At 72.5% G+C, this 16161-nt stretch carries 18 protein-coding genes; 15 read left to right on the top strand and 3 right to left on the bottom strand.

The genetic code is table 11. From position 1 onward, the window contains the following. Positions 1-48 precede the first annotated feature (48 nt). Positions 49-1263: a cytochrome P450 family protein gene (locus HNR73_RS17015; protein ID WP_184788483.1), complete on the bottom strand. Its 1215-nt coding sequence runs from the start codon at positions 1261-1263 to the stop codon at positions 49-51. A 163-nt stretch (positions 1264-1426) separates the two neighbouring features. Between HNR73_RS17015 and HNR73_RS17010 the strand changes: the two genes are divergently transcribed. From HNR73_RS17010 to HNR73_RS17000, 3 genes are all read left to right on the top strand, one after another. Continuing rightward, entirely contained in the window at positions 1427-1570 is a 144-nt protein-coding gene (locus HNR73_RS17010; protein WP_184788482.1) for a hypothetical protein, read from the top strand. Positions 1571-1707: 137 nt separating this feature from the next. Beyond that, positions 1708-2697, top strand: coding sequence for a GlxA family transcriptional regulator (locus HNR73_RS17005; protein WP_184788481.1), 990 nt, complete (start codon positions 1708-1710; stop codon positions 2695-2697). 71 nt (positions 2698-2768) lie between these two features. Next, a complete protein-coding gene (locus HNR73_RS17000) occupies positions 2769-3392 on the top strand; it encodes an isochorismatase family protein (protein WP_184788480.1) in 624 nt (207 codons plus the stop codon). 33 nt (positions 3393-3425) lie between these two features. Here HNR73_RS17000 and HNR73_RS16995 read toward each other — a convergent pair whose 3' ends face one another. Beyond that, the gene (locus HNR73_RS16995) at positions 3426-3803 is read right to left on the bottom strand and encodes an MmcQ/YjbR family DNA-binding protein (RefSeq protein WP_184788479.1); all 378 of its coding nucleotides are present in this window, start codon (positions 3801-3803) and stop codon (positions 3426-3428) included. A gap of 217 nt (positions 3804-4020) precedes the next feature. Between HNR73_RS16995 and HNR73_RS16990 the strand changes: the two genes are divergently transcribed. The 12 genes from HNR73_RS16990 to HNR73_RS16935 all read left to right on the top strand — a co-directional run bounded on the left by HNR73_RS16990 (position 4021) and on the right by HNR73_RS16935 (position 15767). After that, the gene (locus HNR73_RS16990) at positions 4021-4761 is read left to right on the top strand and encodes an SDR family oxidoreductase (RefSeq protein WP_239122320.1); all 741 of its coding nucleotides are present in this window, start codon (positions 4021-4023) and stop codon (positions 4759-4761) included. Positions 4762-4773: 12 nt separating this feature from the next. Beyond that, on the top strand, positions 4774-5358 hold the full coding sequence (locus tag HNR73_RS16985) for a TetR/AcrR family transcriptional regulator (protein ID WP_184788477.1): 585 nt from the start codon (positions 4774-4776) through the stop codon (positions 5356-5358). Further along, positions 5351-6334 carry an NADPH:quinone oxidoreductase family protein gene (locus tag HNR73_RS16980; protein WP_239122321.1) on the top strand — a complete coding sequence of 328 codons (984 nt, stop codon included), beginning with the start codon at positions 5351-5353 and terminating at the stop codon, positions 6332-6334. Before HNR73_RS16985 ends, HNR73_RS16980 begins: the two co-directional genes overlap by 8 nt. After that, positions 6331-7068: an SDR family oxidoreductase gene (locus tag HNR73_RS16975; protein WP_184788476.1), complete on the top strand. Its 738-nt coding sequence runs from the start codon at positions 6331-6333 to the stop codon at positions 7066-7068. The genes HNR73_RS16980 and HNR73_RS16975 overlap by 4 nt, the downstream gene beginning before the upstream one ends. A 94-nt stretch (positions 7069-7162) precedes the next feature. Next, on the top strand, positions 7163-7900 hold the full coding sequence (locus HNR73_RS16970; RefSeq protein ID WP_184788475.1) for an ABC transporter ATP-binding protein: 738 nt from the start codon (positions 7163-7165) through the stop codon (positions 7898-7900). After that, positions 7897-8613: an ABC transporter ATP-binding protein gene (locus tag HNR73_RS16965; RefSeq protein WP_184788474.1), complete on the top strand. Its 717-nt coding sequence runs from the start codon at positions 7897-7899 to the stop codon at positions 8611-8613. The genes HNR73_RS16970 and HNR73_RS16965 overlap by 4 nt, the downstream gene beginning before the upstream one ends. Further along, complete coding sequence (locus HNR73_RS16960) at positions 8613-9491, top strand: branched-chain amino acid ABC transporter permease (RefSeq protein WP_184788473.1); 879 nt, start codon at positions 8613-8615, stop codon at positions 9489-9491. Before HNR73_RS16965 ends, HNR73_RS16960 begins: the two co-directional genes overlap by 1 nt. Then, positions 9488-10552: a branched-chain amino acid ABC transporter permease gene (locus HNR73_RS16955; protein ID WP_184788472.1), complete on the top strand. Its 1065-nt coding sequence runs from the start codon at positions 9488-9490 to the stop codon at positions 10550-10552. Before HNR73_RS16960 ends, HNR73_RS16955 begins: the two co-directional genes overlap by 4 nt. A gap of 5 nt (positions 10553-10557) precedes the next feature. Then, the gene (locus HNR73_RS16950) at positions 10558-11823 is read left to right on the top strand and encodes an ABC transporter substrate-binding protein (RefSeq protein ID WP_184788471.1); all 1266 of its coding nucleotides are present in this window, start codon (positions 10558-10560) and stop codon (positions 11821-11823) included. Between the two features lie 19 nt (positions 11824-11842). After that, positions 11843-12940 (top strand): phosphotransferase family protein, encoded by a 1098-nt coding sequence (locus HNR73_RS16945; protein WP_184788470.1) that lies wholly within the window; start codon positions 11843-11845, stop codon positions 12938-12940. Beyond that, positions 12916-14145 (top strand): acyl-CoA dehydrogenase family protein, encoded by a 1230-nt coding sequence (locus tag HNR73_RS16940; protein WP_184788469.1) that lies wholly within the window; start codon positions 12916-12918, stop codon positions 14143-14145. Before HNR73_RS16945 ends, HNR73_RS16940 begins: the two co-directional genes overlap by 25 nt. After that, entirely contained in the window at positions 14142-15767 is a 1626-nt protein-coding gene (locus HNR73_RS16935) for an AMP-binding protein (RefSeq protein WP_184788468.1), read from the top strand. Before HNR73_RS16940 ends, HNR73_RS16935 begins: the two co-directional genes overlap by 4 nt. Here HNR73_RS16935 and HNR73_RS16930 read toward each other — a convergent pair. Continuing rightward, entirely contained in the window at positions 15733-16155 is a 423-nt protein-coding gene (locus tag HNR73_RS16930) for an acyl-CoA thioesterase (protein ID WP_184788467.1), read from the bottom strand. The genes HNR73_RS16935 and HNR73_RS16930 overlap by 35 nt on opposite strands. Between the last annotated feature and the right edge of the window lie 6 nt (positions 16156-16161).

The raw sequence follows: 16161 nt of genomic DNA, 5'->3' as shown, positions 1-16161 counted from the left end.
GGGCGTCACGGGTGGCCGGAGGCTACCGCGCGCCCCCGACACCGCCCGTCAGGCCTCACCTCCCAGGCGCACCGGCACGGCGGCGTAGTCGTTGCTGATGAAGGACGGGAGCTTGCGCAGTTCGCCCGCCTCGACGGCGAGGCGCAGGCCGGGGAAGCGGCTGAACAGCCCGCTGAGGGCGATGCTCGCCTCCAGCCGCGCGAGGGGCGCGCCGATGCAGAAGTGGACGCCGTGACCGAAGGCGAGGTGCTCGGTGTCGGCGCGGTCGAGGTTCCAGCTTCCCGGGTCGGCGTGCACCGCCGGGTCGCGGCCGTGTGCGAGGAAACCGATGATCAGCGGCTCGCCGGCGCCGATGACCGTGCCGCCGGGCAGTGTGATGTCCTCGACGGCGTAGCGCAGCGGGAGGTACCCGACGGGGGAGTCCAGGCGCAGGGTCTCGTCGATGACGTCGTTCCAGCGCGACGGGTCGCGGCGGACGGTGGCGAGCGCTTCGGGATGCGTGAGGAGGTTGACGGCCGCGTGGTCGATGAGCGACACGGCCGTCTCCGAGCCCGCGCCGACGATGAGGATGAAGGTGGCGACCAGTTCGTCGGCGGTGAGCGCCTCGCCGTCCTCGTCGTGGATGCCGAGCAGGCGCGTGAGGAGGTCGTCGCCGGGTTCGGTGCGCTTGCGGTCGAGGAGGGCGAGGATCTCGTCGATCATCTCCGCGCTGTTGGCGTTGGCCTCCTCGGTGGTCAGGGAGGTGTCGTTGGAGGCGTCGAAGACGCGTGACATGGTGGCGCGGCGGTCCTCCGGGACGCCGAACAGGTCGCAGATGACGGTGATCGGGATCCGGTAGGAGAACACGCGGCGGAGGTCGACGACATCGCCCGGCGGGGTCTCGGCGAGTGCGCGCAACCGTCCCTCGACGATCGTCTCGACGGCCGGGCGCATCGCCTCGATGGTGCGGACGGTGAAGGCCTTGGCGATCATCCTCCGAAGCCTGGTGTGGTCGGCGCCGTAGGCGTTGAACATGCTCGGGGAGGTCCACGGGACGAGCCAGCTCGGCGGGGCCTTCTCGTCGAAGCCGTGCCAGTGGCGGCGGGCGTCGCGGGAGACGCGCGGGTCGGTGAGGAGCCGTTTGACGAGGGTCCCGTCGGTGACGGCCCAGGCGGTGACGCCGTCGCGGAGGGCGACGCGGACGGCCTCGTGCCCGCGCAGCTCGTCGGTCTGCCGCTGGAGCCGGGTGCCGGTGGAATCTAACTGGAGCGGGGTGGTGGTCATCCCCGCACCCAATCACCCGGCGCGGTCTCGTCGCCACCGTACGGTCAGGTTGCTGACATCGCGATGTGCCGGGAACTTTCTCGCGGGGAACGTGAACCGCCGCGCAGGGACGCCCGTACTACTACTCGAACGCACCGCCGCACCGCGAGAGGGGACCGGGATCATGCCCGAACACACCGTGGACTTCGATGAGTACGACGGCACCAACGCCGAGGAGTACGGCTACGAGGGCGACGCCGCCCACTCGGGCGAGGACATCTCCCAGGCCTACGCCGAGGCTGAGGACGACGCCGTGAACACGTGGTAGTCCACGTCTTCACCCACGGAGCACGGAGTCGCGGCATGGCCGCCTCCGTGCCCGTTCTGTTCTCCGGCCCGGCGGATGGCCGGATCTGACAGGTACTCGTCATTGCGGTCACGCCCGATGGTGATCATGATGGAGTCATGTCCATTCCGCATCGCGTCGTCATCGCGGTCTTCCCCGACGTCGACCTCCTCGACGTCACCGGCCCGGCCGAGGTCTTCGCCCTGGCCAACCGGGAGACCGCGGGCCGCGCCGGTTACCAGGTCCGGCTCGCCGGGCCCGTGGCCGGTGAGGTCCGCACCTCGGCGGGCGTGCGGCTGCTCACCGACGTGGCCTTCGGCGACGTCGGCGCGGACGTGGACACGCTCCTGGTGCCGGGCGCGGTCGACATGACCGCCGAAGGCCCGGTCGCCCGTATCGACGACGAGGTCGTCGACTGGGTGAAGGCGACCGCCCCGCACGCGCGGCGGGTGGCGTCGGTGTGCGTCGGAGCGCACCTCCTCGCCAAGGCGGGGCTCCTGGACGGTCACACGGCGACCACGCACTGGTCGACCGCCGCCCAGCTGGCCGCCGAGCACCCGGAGATCACCGTCGACCCCGACCCGATCTTCGTGCGCACCGACCGCGGGCGCCTCTGGACGGGCGCGGGCATCAGTGCCTGCCTCGACCTCACGCTGGCCCTGGTCGCCGAAGACCTCGGCGAGCAGACGGCACTGGCGGTCGCGCGTCAGCTCGTGGTGTACCTCAAGCGGCAGGGCGGGCAGAGCCAGTTCTCCGTGCCGCTCAGCCGTCCCGCCGCGGCCCGCCGTGACATCGACGAGCTGCAACTGTGGATCGCCGACAATCTCGGCGCCGACCTGTCCGCGCCGGCCCTGGCCGCCCGGATGCGCCTGAGCGAACGGCACTTCGCGCGCGTCTTCAAGCAGGAGACGGGCGCCAGTCCCGCCGCCTACGTCGAAGCCGCCCGCACCGAGGCGGCCCGGCGCCTGCTGGAGACCACCGACGACCCGCTCGACCGGGTGGCCTCGGCCGCCGGGCTCGGGTCGGGCGAGACCCTGCACCGCGCGTTCCGCAGACAGCTCGCCACCACCCCGGCGGCCTATCGCCGCCGCTTCCGCACGCGGGCCTGACCCGCCTGGATCCGACCCATGGTGAGGCAGGTGGCCTCGCCATGCCCGAAAACAACCACGAAAGGCCTCTGATGAGCCACGACACCGCTTCGACGACCCTGCGCGACATCATCGGACTCGACGGCGCCCCGCCGCGCCTGAGCGAGTCGGTGCTGGTCATGGTCGACTTCCAGAACACCTACCGGTCGGGCGTCATGGCCCTCGAAGGCGCCGAAGAGGCCGTCGCGGCCGCCGCCCGGCTCCTCGCGCGGGCCCGTGCCGCCGGCACCCCGGTCGTCCATATCGTCAACGACGGCGGCGAGGGCACGCCCTACGACATCCGCGCCCGCATCGGCTCGATCAGCGACGAACTCGCCCCCGCCGACGGCGAACCGGTCGTGGTGAAGCAGTTCCCGAACGCCTTCCACGCGACCGAGCTGGAGAAGACCCTGCGCGACCTCGGGCACGGCCCCGAGGCCGGCGGTGACCTCGTGCTCGCCGGGTTCATGACCCACATGTGCGTCACCTTCACCGCGCAGGGCGCGTTCAACCTGGGTTACCGGCCCACCGTGGTCGCCGAGACCACCGCCACCCGCGCGCTCGCCGCGCCCGACGGGACCGTCGTGCCCGCCGCGACCCTCCAGGCCGGGGCGCTCACCACGGTGACCGACCTGTTCGGCCTGGTCGTCGCGACGGTCGACGAGCTGACGGACTAGTACGCCGAGCCGGGGGCGCGAGCGCCCCCGGCCTCACGACGTGGCCTTCTCCTCCTCGTCGCTCGCGGTCAGGCGCGAGGGGGCCTGGATGCGGTGGGAGTCGGTGAGCAGTTCGGCCAGCTCCTCCCAGTCGGTCTCCTCGTCGATGACCATGCCGACGACGTTGGAACCCCAGCTCGCCCGGAAGTAGGGCGTGCCCAGGTTCTCGAAGGCCAGCACCTCCGAGGGCTCGGCTCGGAAGGTGATGCGGAACAGACCGTCCTCACCGCCGAAGACGTGCGCCACGGTGGCCCGGCCGACGCGCCAGCACACGCCCACCCAGGCGCGTTCCTCGACGCATTCGGGCAACTCGGCGAACACGTCGCCCAGTCGCCGCAACCACTCGTCGGGAACATCAGGTCGTTCGCTCATGGCCCGAGTCTCCTATGCGCCCGCGGGCGGCGCCTCGGCGACGTCGGTGGTTCGGGGCACCGCTTCGGGCCGGCGGGAGCCGGGCGATCCTAGGTGGGCGACGGCGGTTTCGGCGGCCGGTGGCACGCCTCGGCTCCGCGCCCGTTCCACCCATCGCCATGTGACCCCGCTCATGCTACGGTCAGGTTACAAACCGACCGGACGGTATGGAGGTTGTGTGCGCAGGTTCGCGGGCAGGGTCGCCCTGATCACGGGTGCGAGCAGGGGAATCGGGCTCGCCATCGCCCGGCGGCTGGTGTCGGAGGGCGCCTCGGTGGTCATCACCGGGCGCGATGAAGGCGCGCTCAAGGACGCCGTCGCGCGTCTCGGCGAGGAGCACGCCACGGGCGTCGCCGGCCGCGCCGACGACGCCGCCCACCGAACGGAAGCCGTCGCCCATGCCGTCGAGCACTTCGGGCGCCTCGACCACCTCGTCAACAACGCCGGCATCAACCCGGTCTGGGGACCGCTGACGGGACTCGACCCCGTCGCGGCCCGCAAGACCTTCGAGGTCAACGTCCTCGCCGCGCTGGACTGGACCCGGGCGGCCCTCGCCGCGGGCGGCCTGCGCTCGGTGGTGAACATCGCCTCGATCGCCGGGACGACCGCCGGCGGGAACATCGGCTTCTACGGCGTGACCAAGGCGGCACTGATCAACCTCACCGTCCAGTTCGCCGAAGAGCTCGCACCCGCCGTCCGCGTCAACGCGCTCGCGCCCGCCGTGGTGAAGACGAAGCTCTCCCGCGCCCTCTACGAGGGACGTGAGGAGGAGGCCGCGCGGGCGTATCCGCTGGGGCGCCTCGGCGTGCCCGACGACGTCGCGGGACCCGCCGCGTTCCTGCTGTCCGACGACGCCGCCTGGGTGACCGGCCAGACGCTGCTGGTCGACGGTGGCGCGAGCATCCGGCCGGTGGGGTGAAAAATGGGGCGGATGAAGACCTCGAACGTCGCCGACCAGGTGCTCAAGGCCGCCCTTGACCTGTTCGCCACCCAGGGATACGCCACCACGAGCGTGCAGCAGATCGTGAAGGCCGCGGGAGTCACCAAAGGCGCCATGTACCACTACTTCACGTCCAAGGACGACCTGCTCTTCGCGATCTACGAGCGGATCCTGTCCCTGCAGAAGCGGCGCCTCGACGAGATCACCGCGCGAGGCGGCGCCGCCGTGGACGTGGTGCGCGAGGTCTGCGAGGACGTGGTCGTCACCTCCATCGACTTCCTGCCCGAGGGCACCGTCTTCTTCCGCAGCCAGCACATGCTCGTCCCCGAGCGGCAGAAGGAGGTCAAGCGGCGCCGGCGGGAGTACCACGACGAGTTCGCCGCGCTCCTGCTCCGCGGCCAGGCCGAGGGCGCGTTCCGCGACGACGTCCCGGTGCCGGTGCTCATCGCGCACTTCTTCTCCGACGTCCACTACCTCTCCCAGTGGTACTCGCCGGACGGCCCCGAGGACAAGAACGAGGTCGCCCGGCAGTTGACCGACCTGTTCCTGCGCAGCATCCGGAGGACCGATGGCTGAGACCATGCGCGCCTGGCACGTGACCGCACACGGCGAGCCCGAGCGGGTGATGGCGCTCGGCGAGGTGGACGTGCCGGAACCGGCGCCCGGCGAGGTCCTGCTGCGCGTCCGCACGGTCGCGGTGAACTTCCCCGACGTGCTCCTCGCACGCGGTGAGTACCAGGAACGCCCCGAACTCCCCTTCATCCCGGGCGTCGAGCTGTGCGGCGACGTCGCCGCGCTCGGCGAGGGTGTGACCGGCCTCGCGGTCGGGCAGCGCGTCGTCGGCTCGAAGATCGGCGTGCTGGCGGAGTACGCGACGGTTCCGGCGGTGGCCGTGCGCCCGGCACCGGAACCGCTCGACGACCCGGCTGCGGCGGCACTGACCGTCGCCTACCAGACGGCCTGGTTCGGGCTGCACCGCCGCGCGGCGATCCGGCCGGGGGAGACCCTGCTCGTGCACGCCGCCGCCGGTGGCGTCGGCACCGCCGCCTGCCAGCTCGGCGCCGCCGCGGGCGCGACCGTGATCGGCGTGGTCGGCGGCCCCGCCAAGGCCGAGGTCGCCAAGGCCGCCGGAGCCCACGAGGTCCACCTGCGCGGCGACGACTGGGCCGGCGCCGTCAAACGCGCGCACCGGAGCGTCGACGTGGTCTTCGATCCGGTCGGCGGAGCCGCCTTCGAGGGTTCCGTGCGCTGCCTGGCCTTCGAAGGCCGCGTCATCGTCGTCGGCTTCGCCGGCGGCGTCGTGCCGACGGTCCGCGCCGACCACGCCCTCGTCAAGAACTACTCCGTCCTCGGCCTGCACTGGGGCCTCTACCAGCTGCGGCGCCCCGACCTCGTCGACGAGGCGCACGCCGAACTGACCCGGCTGGCCGCCGAAGGCGTCGTCCGGCCCGTCATCGACGACGTCGTGCCCTTCGAGGACGCCCCGGCGGCCGTGCAGCGGCTCGCCGGCGGCACCACCACCGGGCGCCTCGTCGTCCGGGTCGCGACATGAACGACGCGGCCTCCCTGGCCGGGCGCGTCGCGATCGTCACCGGCGGCGCGCGGGGGATAGGCGAGGCCTACGTCCGCGCGCTGCACGGGGCGGGAGCGCACGTCGTGATCGCCGACGTCCTCACCGGCGAAGGGCACGCGCTCGCCGAGGAGCTCGGCGCGTCCTTCGCTCACCTCGACGTCACCGACGAGGCGGCCTGGACGCGCGTCGTCGACGGCGTGCTCGCCGAGCACGGCGCCGTCGACGTCCTGGTCAACAACGCCGGGATCGCCAACGCGGCACCGATCGAGCACTTCACGCTGCGGAAGTGGAACGCCGTGCTCGCGGTGAACCTCACCGGCACGTTCCTCGGCTGCCGGGCGGTCGTGCCGGCGATGAAGGCCGCCGGGCGCGGCTCGATCATCAACATCTCCTCGGTGGAGGGTCTGCGCGGCAGCGTCCACCTGCACGGCTACACCGCCTCGAAGTTCGCCGTCCGGGGACTCACCAAGTCCCTTGCCGTCGAGCTCGGCCCGGCGGGGATCCGGGTCAACTCGATCCACCCGGGCCTCATCCTCACCGAGATGACCACGCGCATCGACCCCGGCGTGCTCATCGTCCCGCTGGCCCGCCCGGGTGTTCCGGCGGACCTGGCCGGGACGGTCCTGTTCCTCGCCGGCGACGCCTCGGCCTACGTGACGGGCACCGAGACCGTCGTCGACGGCGGCATGACCGCCGGCATCCCACACCACTGACCAAGACGGCGACGTCTGCGACCCCGAACCCGTCCCCGAGACATACCGTCCAGTCGGTTTCCTGATCCCGAGGCCGCGACACGAAGAGGTGCCGATGACCATCCCCTCAACCCCCGATGCCGTACCCCGCCTGGAGATCAGCGGCCTCGGCGTCGCCTTCGGCGGGCTGACCGTCCTCGACGACGTCTCCTTCACGGTCGGCCGCGGCGAGACCGTGGCGCTCATCGGCCCGAACGGCGCCGGCAAGACCACCGTCTTCAACGCCGTCTGCGGCCTCGTCCGCCCCCACGCGGGCGGCGTCCGGATCAACGGCCGCCCGGCACCCGCCTCGGCGACCCGGCTGCCGTCGGCCGGGGTCTCCCGGACACTCCAGGGCCTCGGCCTCTTCGAGCGGATGACCGTCCTGGAGAACGTCCTCGTCCCGCTCTCCGGCACACGCGGCGACCACACTGCCGAGGCCCGCGCGATCCTCGCCCGGCTCGGCCTCACCGCCCTCGCCGAACGCCCCGCCGGCGCACTGCCCTACCCGGAACGCAAACGCGTCGCCCTCGCCCGCGCGCTCGTCACCGCACCGGACCTGCTCCTGCTCGACGAACCCGCCGGCGGCCTCGGCGCCGCCGACATCGACGCCCTCGCCGGCACGGTCGCCGAGGTCGCGGCCTCCGGCTGCTCCGTCCTCGTCGTCGAACACCACGTCGACTTCGTCATGGGCGTCGCCGACCGGATCGTCGTCCTCGACTTCGGCCGGGTCATCGCCTGCGGCACTCCCGGCGAGGTGCGCGGAGACCCCGCCGTCGAGGCCGCCTACCTCGGACTGGGGGCCGCGTCGTGAGCACCGTGACGATCGAGGCCCTGACCGCCGGATACGGCGACGGCGCGCCCGTCCTCGACGAACTGAGCCTCGACGTCCCCGACGGTGCCGTCGTCGCCGTCCTCGGCGCGAACGGCGCCGGGAAGACCACGCTCCTGCGCGCCCTCACCGGCCTCGTCCCGGCCCGCTCGGGCCGCGTGCTCCTCGACGGCACCGACCTGACCGGCCTGCCCACCGAGGACCGCGTCCGCCGCGGCCTCGCGCTCGTGCCCGAGGGCCGCGGCGTGGTCGTCGAACTCACCGTCGACGAGAACCTCCGCCTCGGCGGCCTGTGGCGCCACCGCGGCGCCGGCCTGCGCTCGGCCGTGGCAGAGATGTACGCGCTGTTCCCCGCCCTCCACCGCCGCCGCGACGCGGCCGGCCACACCCTCTCCGGCGGCGAACGCCAGATGCTCGCCCTTGCCCGCGCCCTCGTGTCCCACCCCGACGTGCTGCTCCTCGACGAACCCTCGCTCGGACTCGCGCCGCTCGTCGTGGCACAGCTCCTCGGCGTCCTGCGCGACACCGCCGCGCGCACCGGCCTCACCGTCCTGCTCGCCGAGCAGAACGTCACCGGGGCCCTCTCGGTCGCCGACCGGGGAGTGGTGCTGTCCCTCGGCGCGGTCGTCGCCGACCGGCCCGCCCGCGAGCTCGCCGCCGATCCCGCCCTCCGCCACGCCTACCTGGGGTTCTGATGGACCGACTCGTCTTCCTCCTGTCCTCGGGACTGGCCCGCGGGGCCGTCCTGGCGCTCTTCGCCCTGTCCCTGGTGATCGTGTGGCGCTCGGCCCGCGTGGTGAACTTCGCGCAGGCCGCCATGGCCATCACCGCCGTCTACGCCGCCTTCGCCATCACCGCCGCGTCGGGTTCCTACTGGCTCGGGCTGCTCGGTGCCCTCGCCGCCGGAGCCCTGCTCGGGGCCCTCGTCGAACGCGGGCCACTGCGCTTCGTGCGCGGCGACGACCCGCTGTCCGGCATGATCATCGCGATCGGGCTGGTGATGGTGCTCCAGGCCGGGCTGGCGATGGCCTTCGGGCCCGAGCACCGGCCGATGCGGGCCCCCTTCCCCGAGCGCCCGCTCATGATCGGCGAGATCCCCGTCCTCTCGCCCTACGAGGTCTTCGTGCTCATCGTGGCCGCCGCCGTGATGTGCGCCCTCGCCCTGCTGTTCGGGAAGACCCCGCTCGGTCTGAAACTGCGCGCGGCCGCCTTCGCCCCCGAGACCTCCCGCCTCCTCGGCGTGCGGGTACCGCGCATGGTCACGATCGGATGGATGCTCTCGGTCGCCACGGCGGCACTCGCCGCGCTGCTGCTGGTGCCGACCGAACTCGGCCTCAACCCCCACGCCGCCGACCTGCTGTTCGTCGACGCCTTCGCCGTCGCCGTGGTCGGTGGACTCGACTCGCCCGTCGGCGCGCTCGCCGCCGGGCTGATCATCGGGATACTCGACAGTCTCGTGACCGGTTACGCCACGGCCGCCGCGGCGCCCCTGGCCGTGCTGGTGCTGCTCACGGGGGTCCTTCTGGTGCGGCCGCGCGGGCTCTTCGCGGCGGCGGACAGGCGGACGGGATGAACGCCCCGACCGCGCGGATCCTCCGGCGAGCGGCGGTTATCGCGCTCCTCGCGATCGCCGCGACCTTCGCCCTCGATCCCTTCCGCAACTACCAGCTCGCCGTCGCCGCGGCGTGCTTCGCCGCCGTCGCCGGGCTGAGCGTCCTCGTCGGGCTGACCGGTCAGCTCTCGCTCGGCCACGCCGTCCTCATGGCCGCCGGTGGATACGGCTACGCGATCACCGCCTCGGCCGTCGCCGAAGCGCTGCCCGGGGCACCCGCCCTCGCCTTCCTCACGGGACTGCTGGGAGCCGCGGTCGTCGCCGGCGCCCTCGGCCTGCTCCTGGGTCTGGCCGCCGCCCGCCTCACCGGCCCGTACCTGGCCGGGCTCACCCTCGCGCTGGTCATCGCGCTGCCGTCGGCGGCGAACGTGATCCCGGCGCTGTCGGGCGATCAGGGGCGCGCCGCGCCCTTCTTCGCCGTACCCGACGGCCTGGCGTCGCTCATCGTCGTCGAGCAATGGCACGCCTGGCTCGCGATCGCCGTCGCCGCGGTCGCGGTCACGCCCCTGGTGATCCTGCGCCGGGGGCGTGGCGGGCTGCGGATGCGCGCCGCCCTCGGCGACGAGACCGGCGCCCGCCTCGCCGGAGTGGACCCCGGTCGCGTCAAGGCGGGCGCCTTCGCGATGAGCGCGCTGTCGGCGGGCCTCGGCGGGGCCGTGCTCGCGCTGGCGACGCAGTCGGTGAGCCCCGGCGCCTACGGCCTCGGCTTCTCCCTGCTGCTGGTCGTGGCCGCCGTCGTCGGCGGGCTCGGCAGCATCGGCGGCGCCGCCCTCGGGTCGGCCCTCGTCGTCGTCCTGCCCTGGCTCGTCGACACCTTCGCCGGCACCCTCCCGGCCGACCTGGGCCGCCGCCTCAACGGCAACCTCGCCGTCCTGCTCTTCGGCGCCGTCGTCATCGCCGTGACGGCCGCCGCGCCCGGCGGCCTCGCCCGCCTGCTGGGCCGCCTGCCCCGGCCCGCCTCCCCGCGGGCCGCGACACCCACCACCGAACCCCACGAGCCCGCCCAGAACCCAGAGAGGTGAACGGAATGCACGCACCTTTAAAGAGGACCGCCACGCTGGCCGCGGTCGCGGCACTGGCCGCCACCGCCCTCGCCGCCTGCTCCACGCCCGACGCGGAGGGCGTGCCCGGCGTCGCCGAGAAGACGGTCACCGTCGGCACCCACCAGCCGCTGACCGGCCCGGCCGCCGCCGGCTACGCCTCCATCTCGGCCGCCACGGCCGCCTACTTCAAGTACCTCAACGACAACGGCGGGATCCACGGCCGCACCATCGAGTACATCGTCAAAGACGACGGCTACAACCCCGCCAACACCCAGACCGTGGTGCGCCAGCTCGTCGCCGAGGACAAGGTCTTCGCGCTCCTCAACGGACTCGGCACCCCGACCCACTCGACCGTGCTCGACTACCTCCAGCAGCAGGACGTGCCCGACCTGTTCGTCGCCTCGGGATCGAGCACCTGGAACCAGCCCGGCAAGTACCCCAACACCTTCGGCTTCAACGCCGACTACGTCACCGAGGGAGCGGCGCTCGCGAAGTACGCCGTCGAGCAGAAACCCGACGCGAGGGTCTGCGTCCTCGGGCAGGACGACGACTTCGGCGAGGGCATCCTGCAGGGCGTCCAGTCGGTCGTCGGACCCGGCGGCGTCACCGACGCGCAGACCTACTCGACGTCCAACGAGGACGTCACCGCCCAGATCGGCGCCATGAAGGCCGCCGGCTGCGAGGTCAACGTCCTCGGCACCATCAACGGGTTCACCGCGCTGGCCATCGGCACCGCCGCCCAGCTCGAATGGTTCCCGAAGTGGCACGTGTCCTCCTCCGGCGGCGACTACCCGACGCTCACCGGATACCTCGGCGCCGAGGTCGCGCCCGCGCTCCTCCAGGGCATGGTCAGTGCCAACTACCTGCCGTTCAGTCCCGGCGGGGAATGGGCCGAGCTGTTCACGAAGATCAACGACCAGTACAACGGTGGCGCGCCGTTCACCGGAAACACCGTCTACGGCATGAGCGTCGGCTACCTGTTCGCCGAGGCCCTCGCCGCCGCCGGGCAGGACCCGACACGCGACTCGCTCGTCGCGGCCGTGACCTCGGGGAAGCTCGTCGGCAACGGCATCGTCCCCCTCTCCTTCGGCGCCGACGACCACGCCGCCTTCCGGGGCGTCGGGATCACCCTCGTGGACAAGGGAATCCAGGACTATGAGGGCACGACCTACAACGTCGCCGACGGAGTGGTGACCTCCGTCCAGCCGACACCCGTGCCGCTCGCGAACGGAGGCCTACCCGGCCGGTGACCCGGCCCCGGCGTGCTCCATGACGGCAACGAAGGGACAACCCGTGAACGCGAAGAACGAGGCGGCCGAAACCGCCGGCCCGCCCGGACTCGACGTCGCCGGCTTCGGCCGGTGGCTCGCCCGGGAGCACCCCGGCCTCACCGGCGACGGACCGCTGCGCGCGGCCCTGATCACCGGCGGCCGCAGCAACCTCACCTACCGGATCGACGGCACGCGCGTCCCGCTCGTACTGCGGCGCCCGCCGCTGGGCCACGTGCTCAGCACGGCGCACGACATGGCGCGCGAACACCGGGTGACGTCCGTGCTGCACGGGATCATCCCGGTCCCGCCCACGGTCGACGTCGCCGACGACACCGGCACGGACGAGGTGACGGGCACGGTCTTCTTCGTCATGGAGCACGTCACGGGAAGCGTCATGTCCCGCCCCTCGATGAACGCGTTGTGGACCCGCGAGGGCCTCCACCGCATCGGCATCGAACTCGCCGAGGTCCTCGCCGACCTGCACGCCGTCGACCCTGAGGCCGTCGGGCTCGGCGACTTCGGCCGCCCCGGGGGCTACCTCCACCGCCAGATGAGGACCTGGAGGCGCCAGTACGACGCCTCCAGGTCGAGGGCGCAGCCCGCCCTCGACGAACTCCAGGACCGGCTCGCCGCCTCGATCCCCGAGGAAGGCGCCCGCAGCGGCATCGTCCACGGCGACTACCGCCTCGACAACGTCCTGGTCGACGGGACACCCGGCGAGCCGCGCGTCGCCGCCGTCCTCGACTGGGAGATGGCCACCCTCGGTGACCCGCTCGTCGACCTCGGCATGCTCGGCATGTACTGGCACATCCGCGATCTCGCCGGGGGCGAGATCGCGGCCGGAGCGGTCGACCTGGCAGCCGGTTACCCCGCCTTCGACGAGGTCGCCGACGCCTACGCCGCCCGCGCCGGGATCACCGTTCCCGACCTGTCCTGGTACCGGGCCTTCGCCTGCTACAAACTCGCGGTGATCCTGGAGGGGATCCACTACCGCTACACCGGCGGGCAGACCGTCGGTGAGGGCTTCGACGAGATCGGCGCCGTCGTGGCGCCACTGGCCGAGGAGGGCCTGTGGATTTCCAGCCGGACGCACTGACCGTCACCCGCACCGAGCAGGTGCGCGAGTTCCTCGACGAGCACGTGATCCCCGCCGAGCCCGTACTCGCCGAGCAGATCGCGGCGACACCGGACGACTGGTCGGCGCGGCCGGTCGTCCGGGAGCTGCGGGAGAAGGCCCGCGAACGAGGGCTGTGGAACCTTTTCCTGCCGCCCGGACCGCACGGCGACGGGCTGACGAACCTCCAGTACGCGCCGGTCGCCGAACTCACCGGCCGCAGCCCTCGCCTGGCGCCGGTCGCGATGAACTGCGCCGCCCCGGACACCGGCAACATGGAACTGCTCGCCCACTTCGGTACACCGGCCCAGCGCGCCGAGTGGCTCGACCCGCTGCTCGACGCCCGGATCCGTTCGGCGTTCTGCATGACCGAACCGGCGGTGGCCTCCTCCGACGCGACCCGCGTCGAGACCGCGATCCGGCGCGACGGCGGCGACTATGTGATCTCCGGCCGCAAGTGGTTCGCCACCGGCGCCATGGATCCCGGCTGCGCCGTCTTCATCGTGATGGGCAAGACCGATCCCGGCGCGGCCCGTCACCGGCAGCAGTCGATGGTGCTCGTCCCGCGCGACACCCCCGGGGTCACGGTGGTGCGGCCCATGACCGTCTTCGGGTACGACGACCGCGACCACGGAGGCCACGCCGAGGTCCTCTTCGACGAGGTCCGCGTGCCCGCCGCCAACCTCATCGGCGGCGAGGGCGAGGGCTTCGCCATGGCGCAGGCCCGCCTCGGACCGGGCCGCGTCCACCACTGCATGCGCCTGCTCGGCATGGCCGAACGCGCCCTCGACCTGATGCGCGACCGCGCCAACGAGCGCGTCGCCTTCGGTGGGCTCCTCGCCGAAAAAGGCGTCGTGCGCACCTGGGTCGCCGAGTCCCGCGTCGAGGTCGAGGCGCTGCGCCTGCTCGTGCTCAAGACCGCCTGGCTCATGGACACCGCCGGCAACAAGGCCGCGATGACCGAGATCCAGGCCATCAAGGTCGCCGTACCCCGCGCCGTCCAGCGCGTCGCCGACCACGCGATCCAGCTGTTCGGGGCCGCCGGCCTGTCCCAGGACACGCCCCTGGCCGAGATCTTCGCCGCCGCCCGCGCGCTGCGCCTGGCCGACGGCCCCGACGAGGTCCACCTGGCCGCGCTCGGCAAAGCCGGGCTGCGGCCGAAGCACCCGGAAGGAAGACAGCCATGACCCATTCCCCCGACGCCGTCCTGGACGGCCGCGGGCACGGCACCCTCTCCATCGCGAGCATCCTCGCCGAAGCCGCCCGCCGCTCGCCGGAACGGACCGCCCTGCACTTCATGGACCGCACCATCGCCTACGGCGATCTGTGGGACCAGACCCGCGCCTACGCCGGAGCCCTCGCCGCGCGGGGGGTCGGGCGCGGTTCGCGGGTGGCGATGATCGTGCCGAACGTGCCCGATTTCCCGCGCGTCTACTACGCGGCGCTGGCCCTCGGGGCGGTCGTGATCCCCGTGCACCTGCTGTTCAAGGCCGACGAGATCGCCTTCGTGCTCACCGACGCTGGCGCCGACGTCGTCGTGGTCGCCGCGCCGATGCTCGCCGAGGCCCTGCCCGCCGCCGCCCGCGCGGGCGTCCCGTTGCTGACGGTCCTGGCGCCGGAAGGGCTCGAACTCGGTGGTGTTCCCGTCGCCAGGTTGGAGGCCGAGGCCGCCGCGGCCACCCCGATCGCGCGGCACACGTCGGTCAACCCCCTCGACCCGGCGACCGTGCTCTACACCAGCGGCACGACGGGGACGCCGAAAGGCGCCGTGGGCTCGCATCTGGCGATGATCGAGCAGGTGCACTGCTCCCTCATCGATTCCTTCGACCTGCGCCCCGAGGACGTCGTCTACGGCGGGCTGCCGTTCTTCCACTCCTTCGGGCAGATGGCCGTGCTGAACATCGCCTTCCGCCGCCGCGCCTCGATCATCCTGCTGCCGAAGTTCGATCCCGACGAGGCCCTGGCGTTGCTCGTGCGGCACAAGGCGACGGTGTTCACGGCCGTCCCGACGAACTTCGCGGGCATGATCGAGGCCGCGAAACGCTCCCTGGACCGTCCACCGCTGCGTTTCGCCGTCTCCGGTGGGGCCGCGCTGCCGGTCGCGCTCCTGGAGTCCTTCGAGGCGGTGTACGGCGCGCAGGTCCACGAGGGCTACGGCCTGACCGAGACCTCGCCGTCGTGCACCTTCAACGTCACCTCCGAACCGATCCGGCCCGGGACCGTCGGCCGTCCGATGTGGGGGGTCGACGTCGCGGTCGCCGACCCGGAGATCGAGGACCGGATCGTCCTGCTGCCGGATCCCCCGCCCGGCGGCACCGGCGCGCTCGGCGAGATCGTGGTGCGCGGCCACAACCTCATGAAGGGCTACCTCGGGCGCCCGGACGCCACGGCGGAGGCCGTCGTCGACGGCTGGTTCCGCACCGGCGACCTCGGCACCGTCTCCGACGGGGACGTCGTGACGATCGTGGACCGCAAGAAGGACATGATCATCCGCAACGGCTACAACGTCTACCCCTCCGAAGTGGAGGCCGTGCTGGCGCGGCACCCCGGGGTGTCGATCGCGGCCGTGTTCGGCCTGCCGGACGACGTGCACGGCCAGGAGGTGCACGCCGCCGTCGTGCCCGCCGGAGGGCACAGCGTCGACGAGGCGGAACTGGTGGCCTACATGAAGGAAAAGGTCGCCGCCTACAAGTACCCGCGCGTGGTGCACCTGGTGCGCAGCCTCCCGCTCGGGCCGAGCGGGAAGGTCCTCAAACGGGAACTCGTCGAGCGGTTCACGCGGCGGTCGGAGGCCCCAGCCGCTCCGTAACGGCCGCCCGGACGACCTCGGGGATCGGGACCGGGCGGCGCTTCGCCCGGTCCACGAACACGTGCGTGAACGACCCGTGTGCGAGCGGGCCCGCGCGGTCGGGGGCGCCCCGGCGCAGAATCGCCAGATCCCAGGTGACACTGGTGTTCCCGAGCCTGCCGACGGCGATGTCGACCTCCAGCTCCGCGGGGAACGACGCCGACTCCAGGAAACGGCACTGCGAGGCCGCGCAGACGCCGATGACCTCGCCGGCCGGGTCGAGCCCGGCCTCGCGGATCATCCACGCGTTCACGGCGGTGTCCATGGCCTCGTAGTAGACGACGTTGTTCATGTGGCCGTACTGGTCGTTGTCGTTCCAGCGGAGCGGGAAGACGTGGCGGACCGGCATCGGGAT

The organism is Phytomonospora endophytica, from assembly GCF_014202425.1.
In the GTDB taxonomy this organism is placed as follows: Bacteria; Actinomycetota; Actinomycetes; order Mycobacteriales; family Micromonosporaceae; genus Phytomonospora; species Phytomonospora endophytica.
The sequence above is the reverse complement of the archived record's forward strand: the minus strand, read 5'-3'. Positions and strand labels throughout refer to the sequence as shown.

What these genes read in the sequence shown, in the direction of transcription:
- HNR73_RS17015 (WP_184788483.1), bottom strand. Translation starts at nt 1,263, where the DNA reads ATGACCACCACCCCGCTCCAGTTAGATTCCACCGGCACCCGGCTCCAG.
- HNR73_RS16985 (WP_184788477.1), top strand. Translation starts at nt 4,774, where the DNA reads ATGAAGACCTCGAACGTCGCCGACCAGGTGCTCAAGGCCGCCCTTGAC.
- HNR73_RS16960 (WP_184788473.1), top strand. Translation starts at nt 8,613, where the DNA reads ATGGACCGACTCGTCTTCCTCCTGTCCTCGGGACTGGCCCGCGGGGCC.
- HNR73_RS16935 (WP_184788468.1), top strand. Translation starts at nt 14,142, where the DNA reads ATGACCCATTCCCCCGACGCCGTCCTGGACGGCCGCGGGCACGGCACC.
- HNR73_RS16980 (WP_239122321.1), top strand. Translation starts at nt 5,351, where the DNA reads ATGGCTGAGACCATGCGCGCCTGGCACGTGACCGCACACGGCGAGCCC.
- HNR73_RS16930 (WP_184788467.1), bottom strand. Translation starts at nt 16,155, where the DNA reads ATGCCGGTCCGCCACGTCTTCCCGCTCCGCTGGAACGACAACGACCAG.
- HNR73_RS16975 (WP_184788476.1), top strand. Translation starts at nt 6,331, where the DNA reads ATGAACGACGCGGCCTCCCTGGCCGGGCGCGTCGCGATCGTCACCGGC.
- HNR73_RS16945 (WP_184788470.1), top strand. Translation starts at nt 11,843, where the DNA reads ATGACGGCAACGAAGGGACAACCCGTGAACGCGAAGAACGAGGCGGCC.
- HNR73_RS17005 (WP_184788481.1), top strand. Translation starts at nt 1,708, where the DNA reads ATGTCCATTCCGCATCGCGTCGTCATCGCGGTCTTCCCCGACGTCGAC.
- HNR73_RS16970 (WP_184788475.1), top strand. Translation starts at nt 7,163, where the DNA reads ATGACCATCCCCTCAACCCCCGATGCCGTACCCCGCCTGGAGATCAGC.
- HNR73_RS17000 (WP_184788480.1), top strand. Translation starts at nt 2,769, where the DNA reads ATGAGCCACGACACCGCTTCGACGACCCTGCGCGACATCATCGGACTC.
- HNR73_RS16955 (WP_184788472.1), top strand. Translation starts at nt 9,488, where the DNA reads ATGAACGCCCCGACCGCGCGGATCCTCCGGCGAGCGGCGGTTATCGCG.
- HNR73_RS17010 (WP_184788482.1), top strand. Translation starts at nt 1,427, where the DNA reads ATGCCCGAACACACCGTGGACTTCGATGAGTACGACGGCACCAACGCC.
- HNR73_RS16950 (WP_184788471.1), top strand. Translation starts at nt 10,558, where the DNA reads ATGCACGCACCTTTAAAGAGGACCGCCACGCTGGCCGCGGTCGCGGCA.
- HNR73_RS16995 (WP_184788479.1), bottom strand. Translation starts at nt 3,803, where the DNA reads ATGAGCGAACGACCTGATGTTCCCGACGAGTGGTTGCGGCGACTGGGC.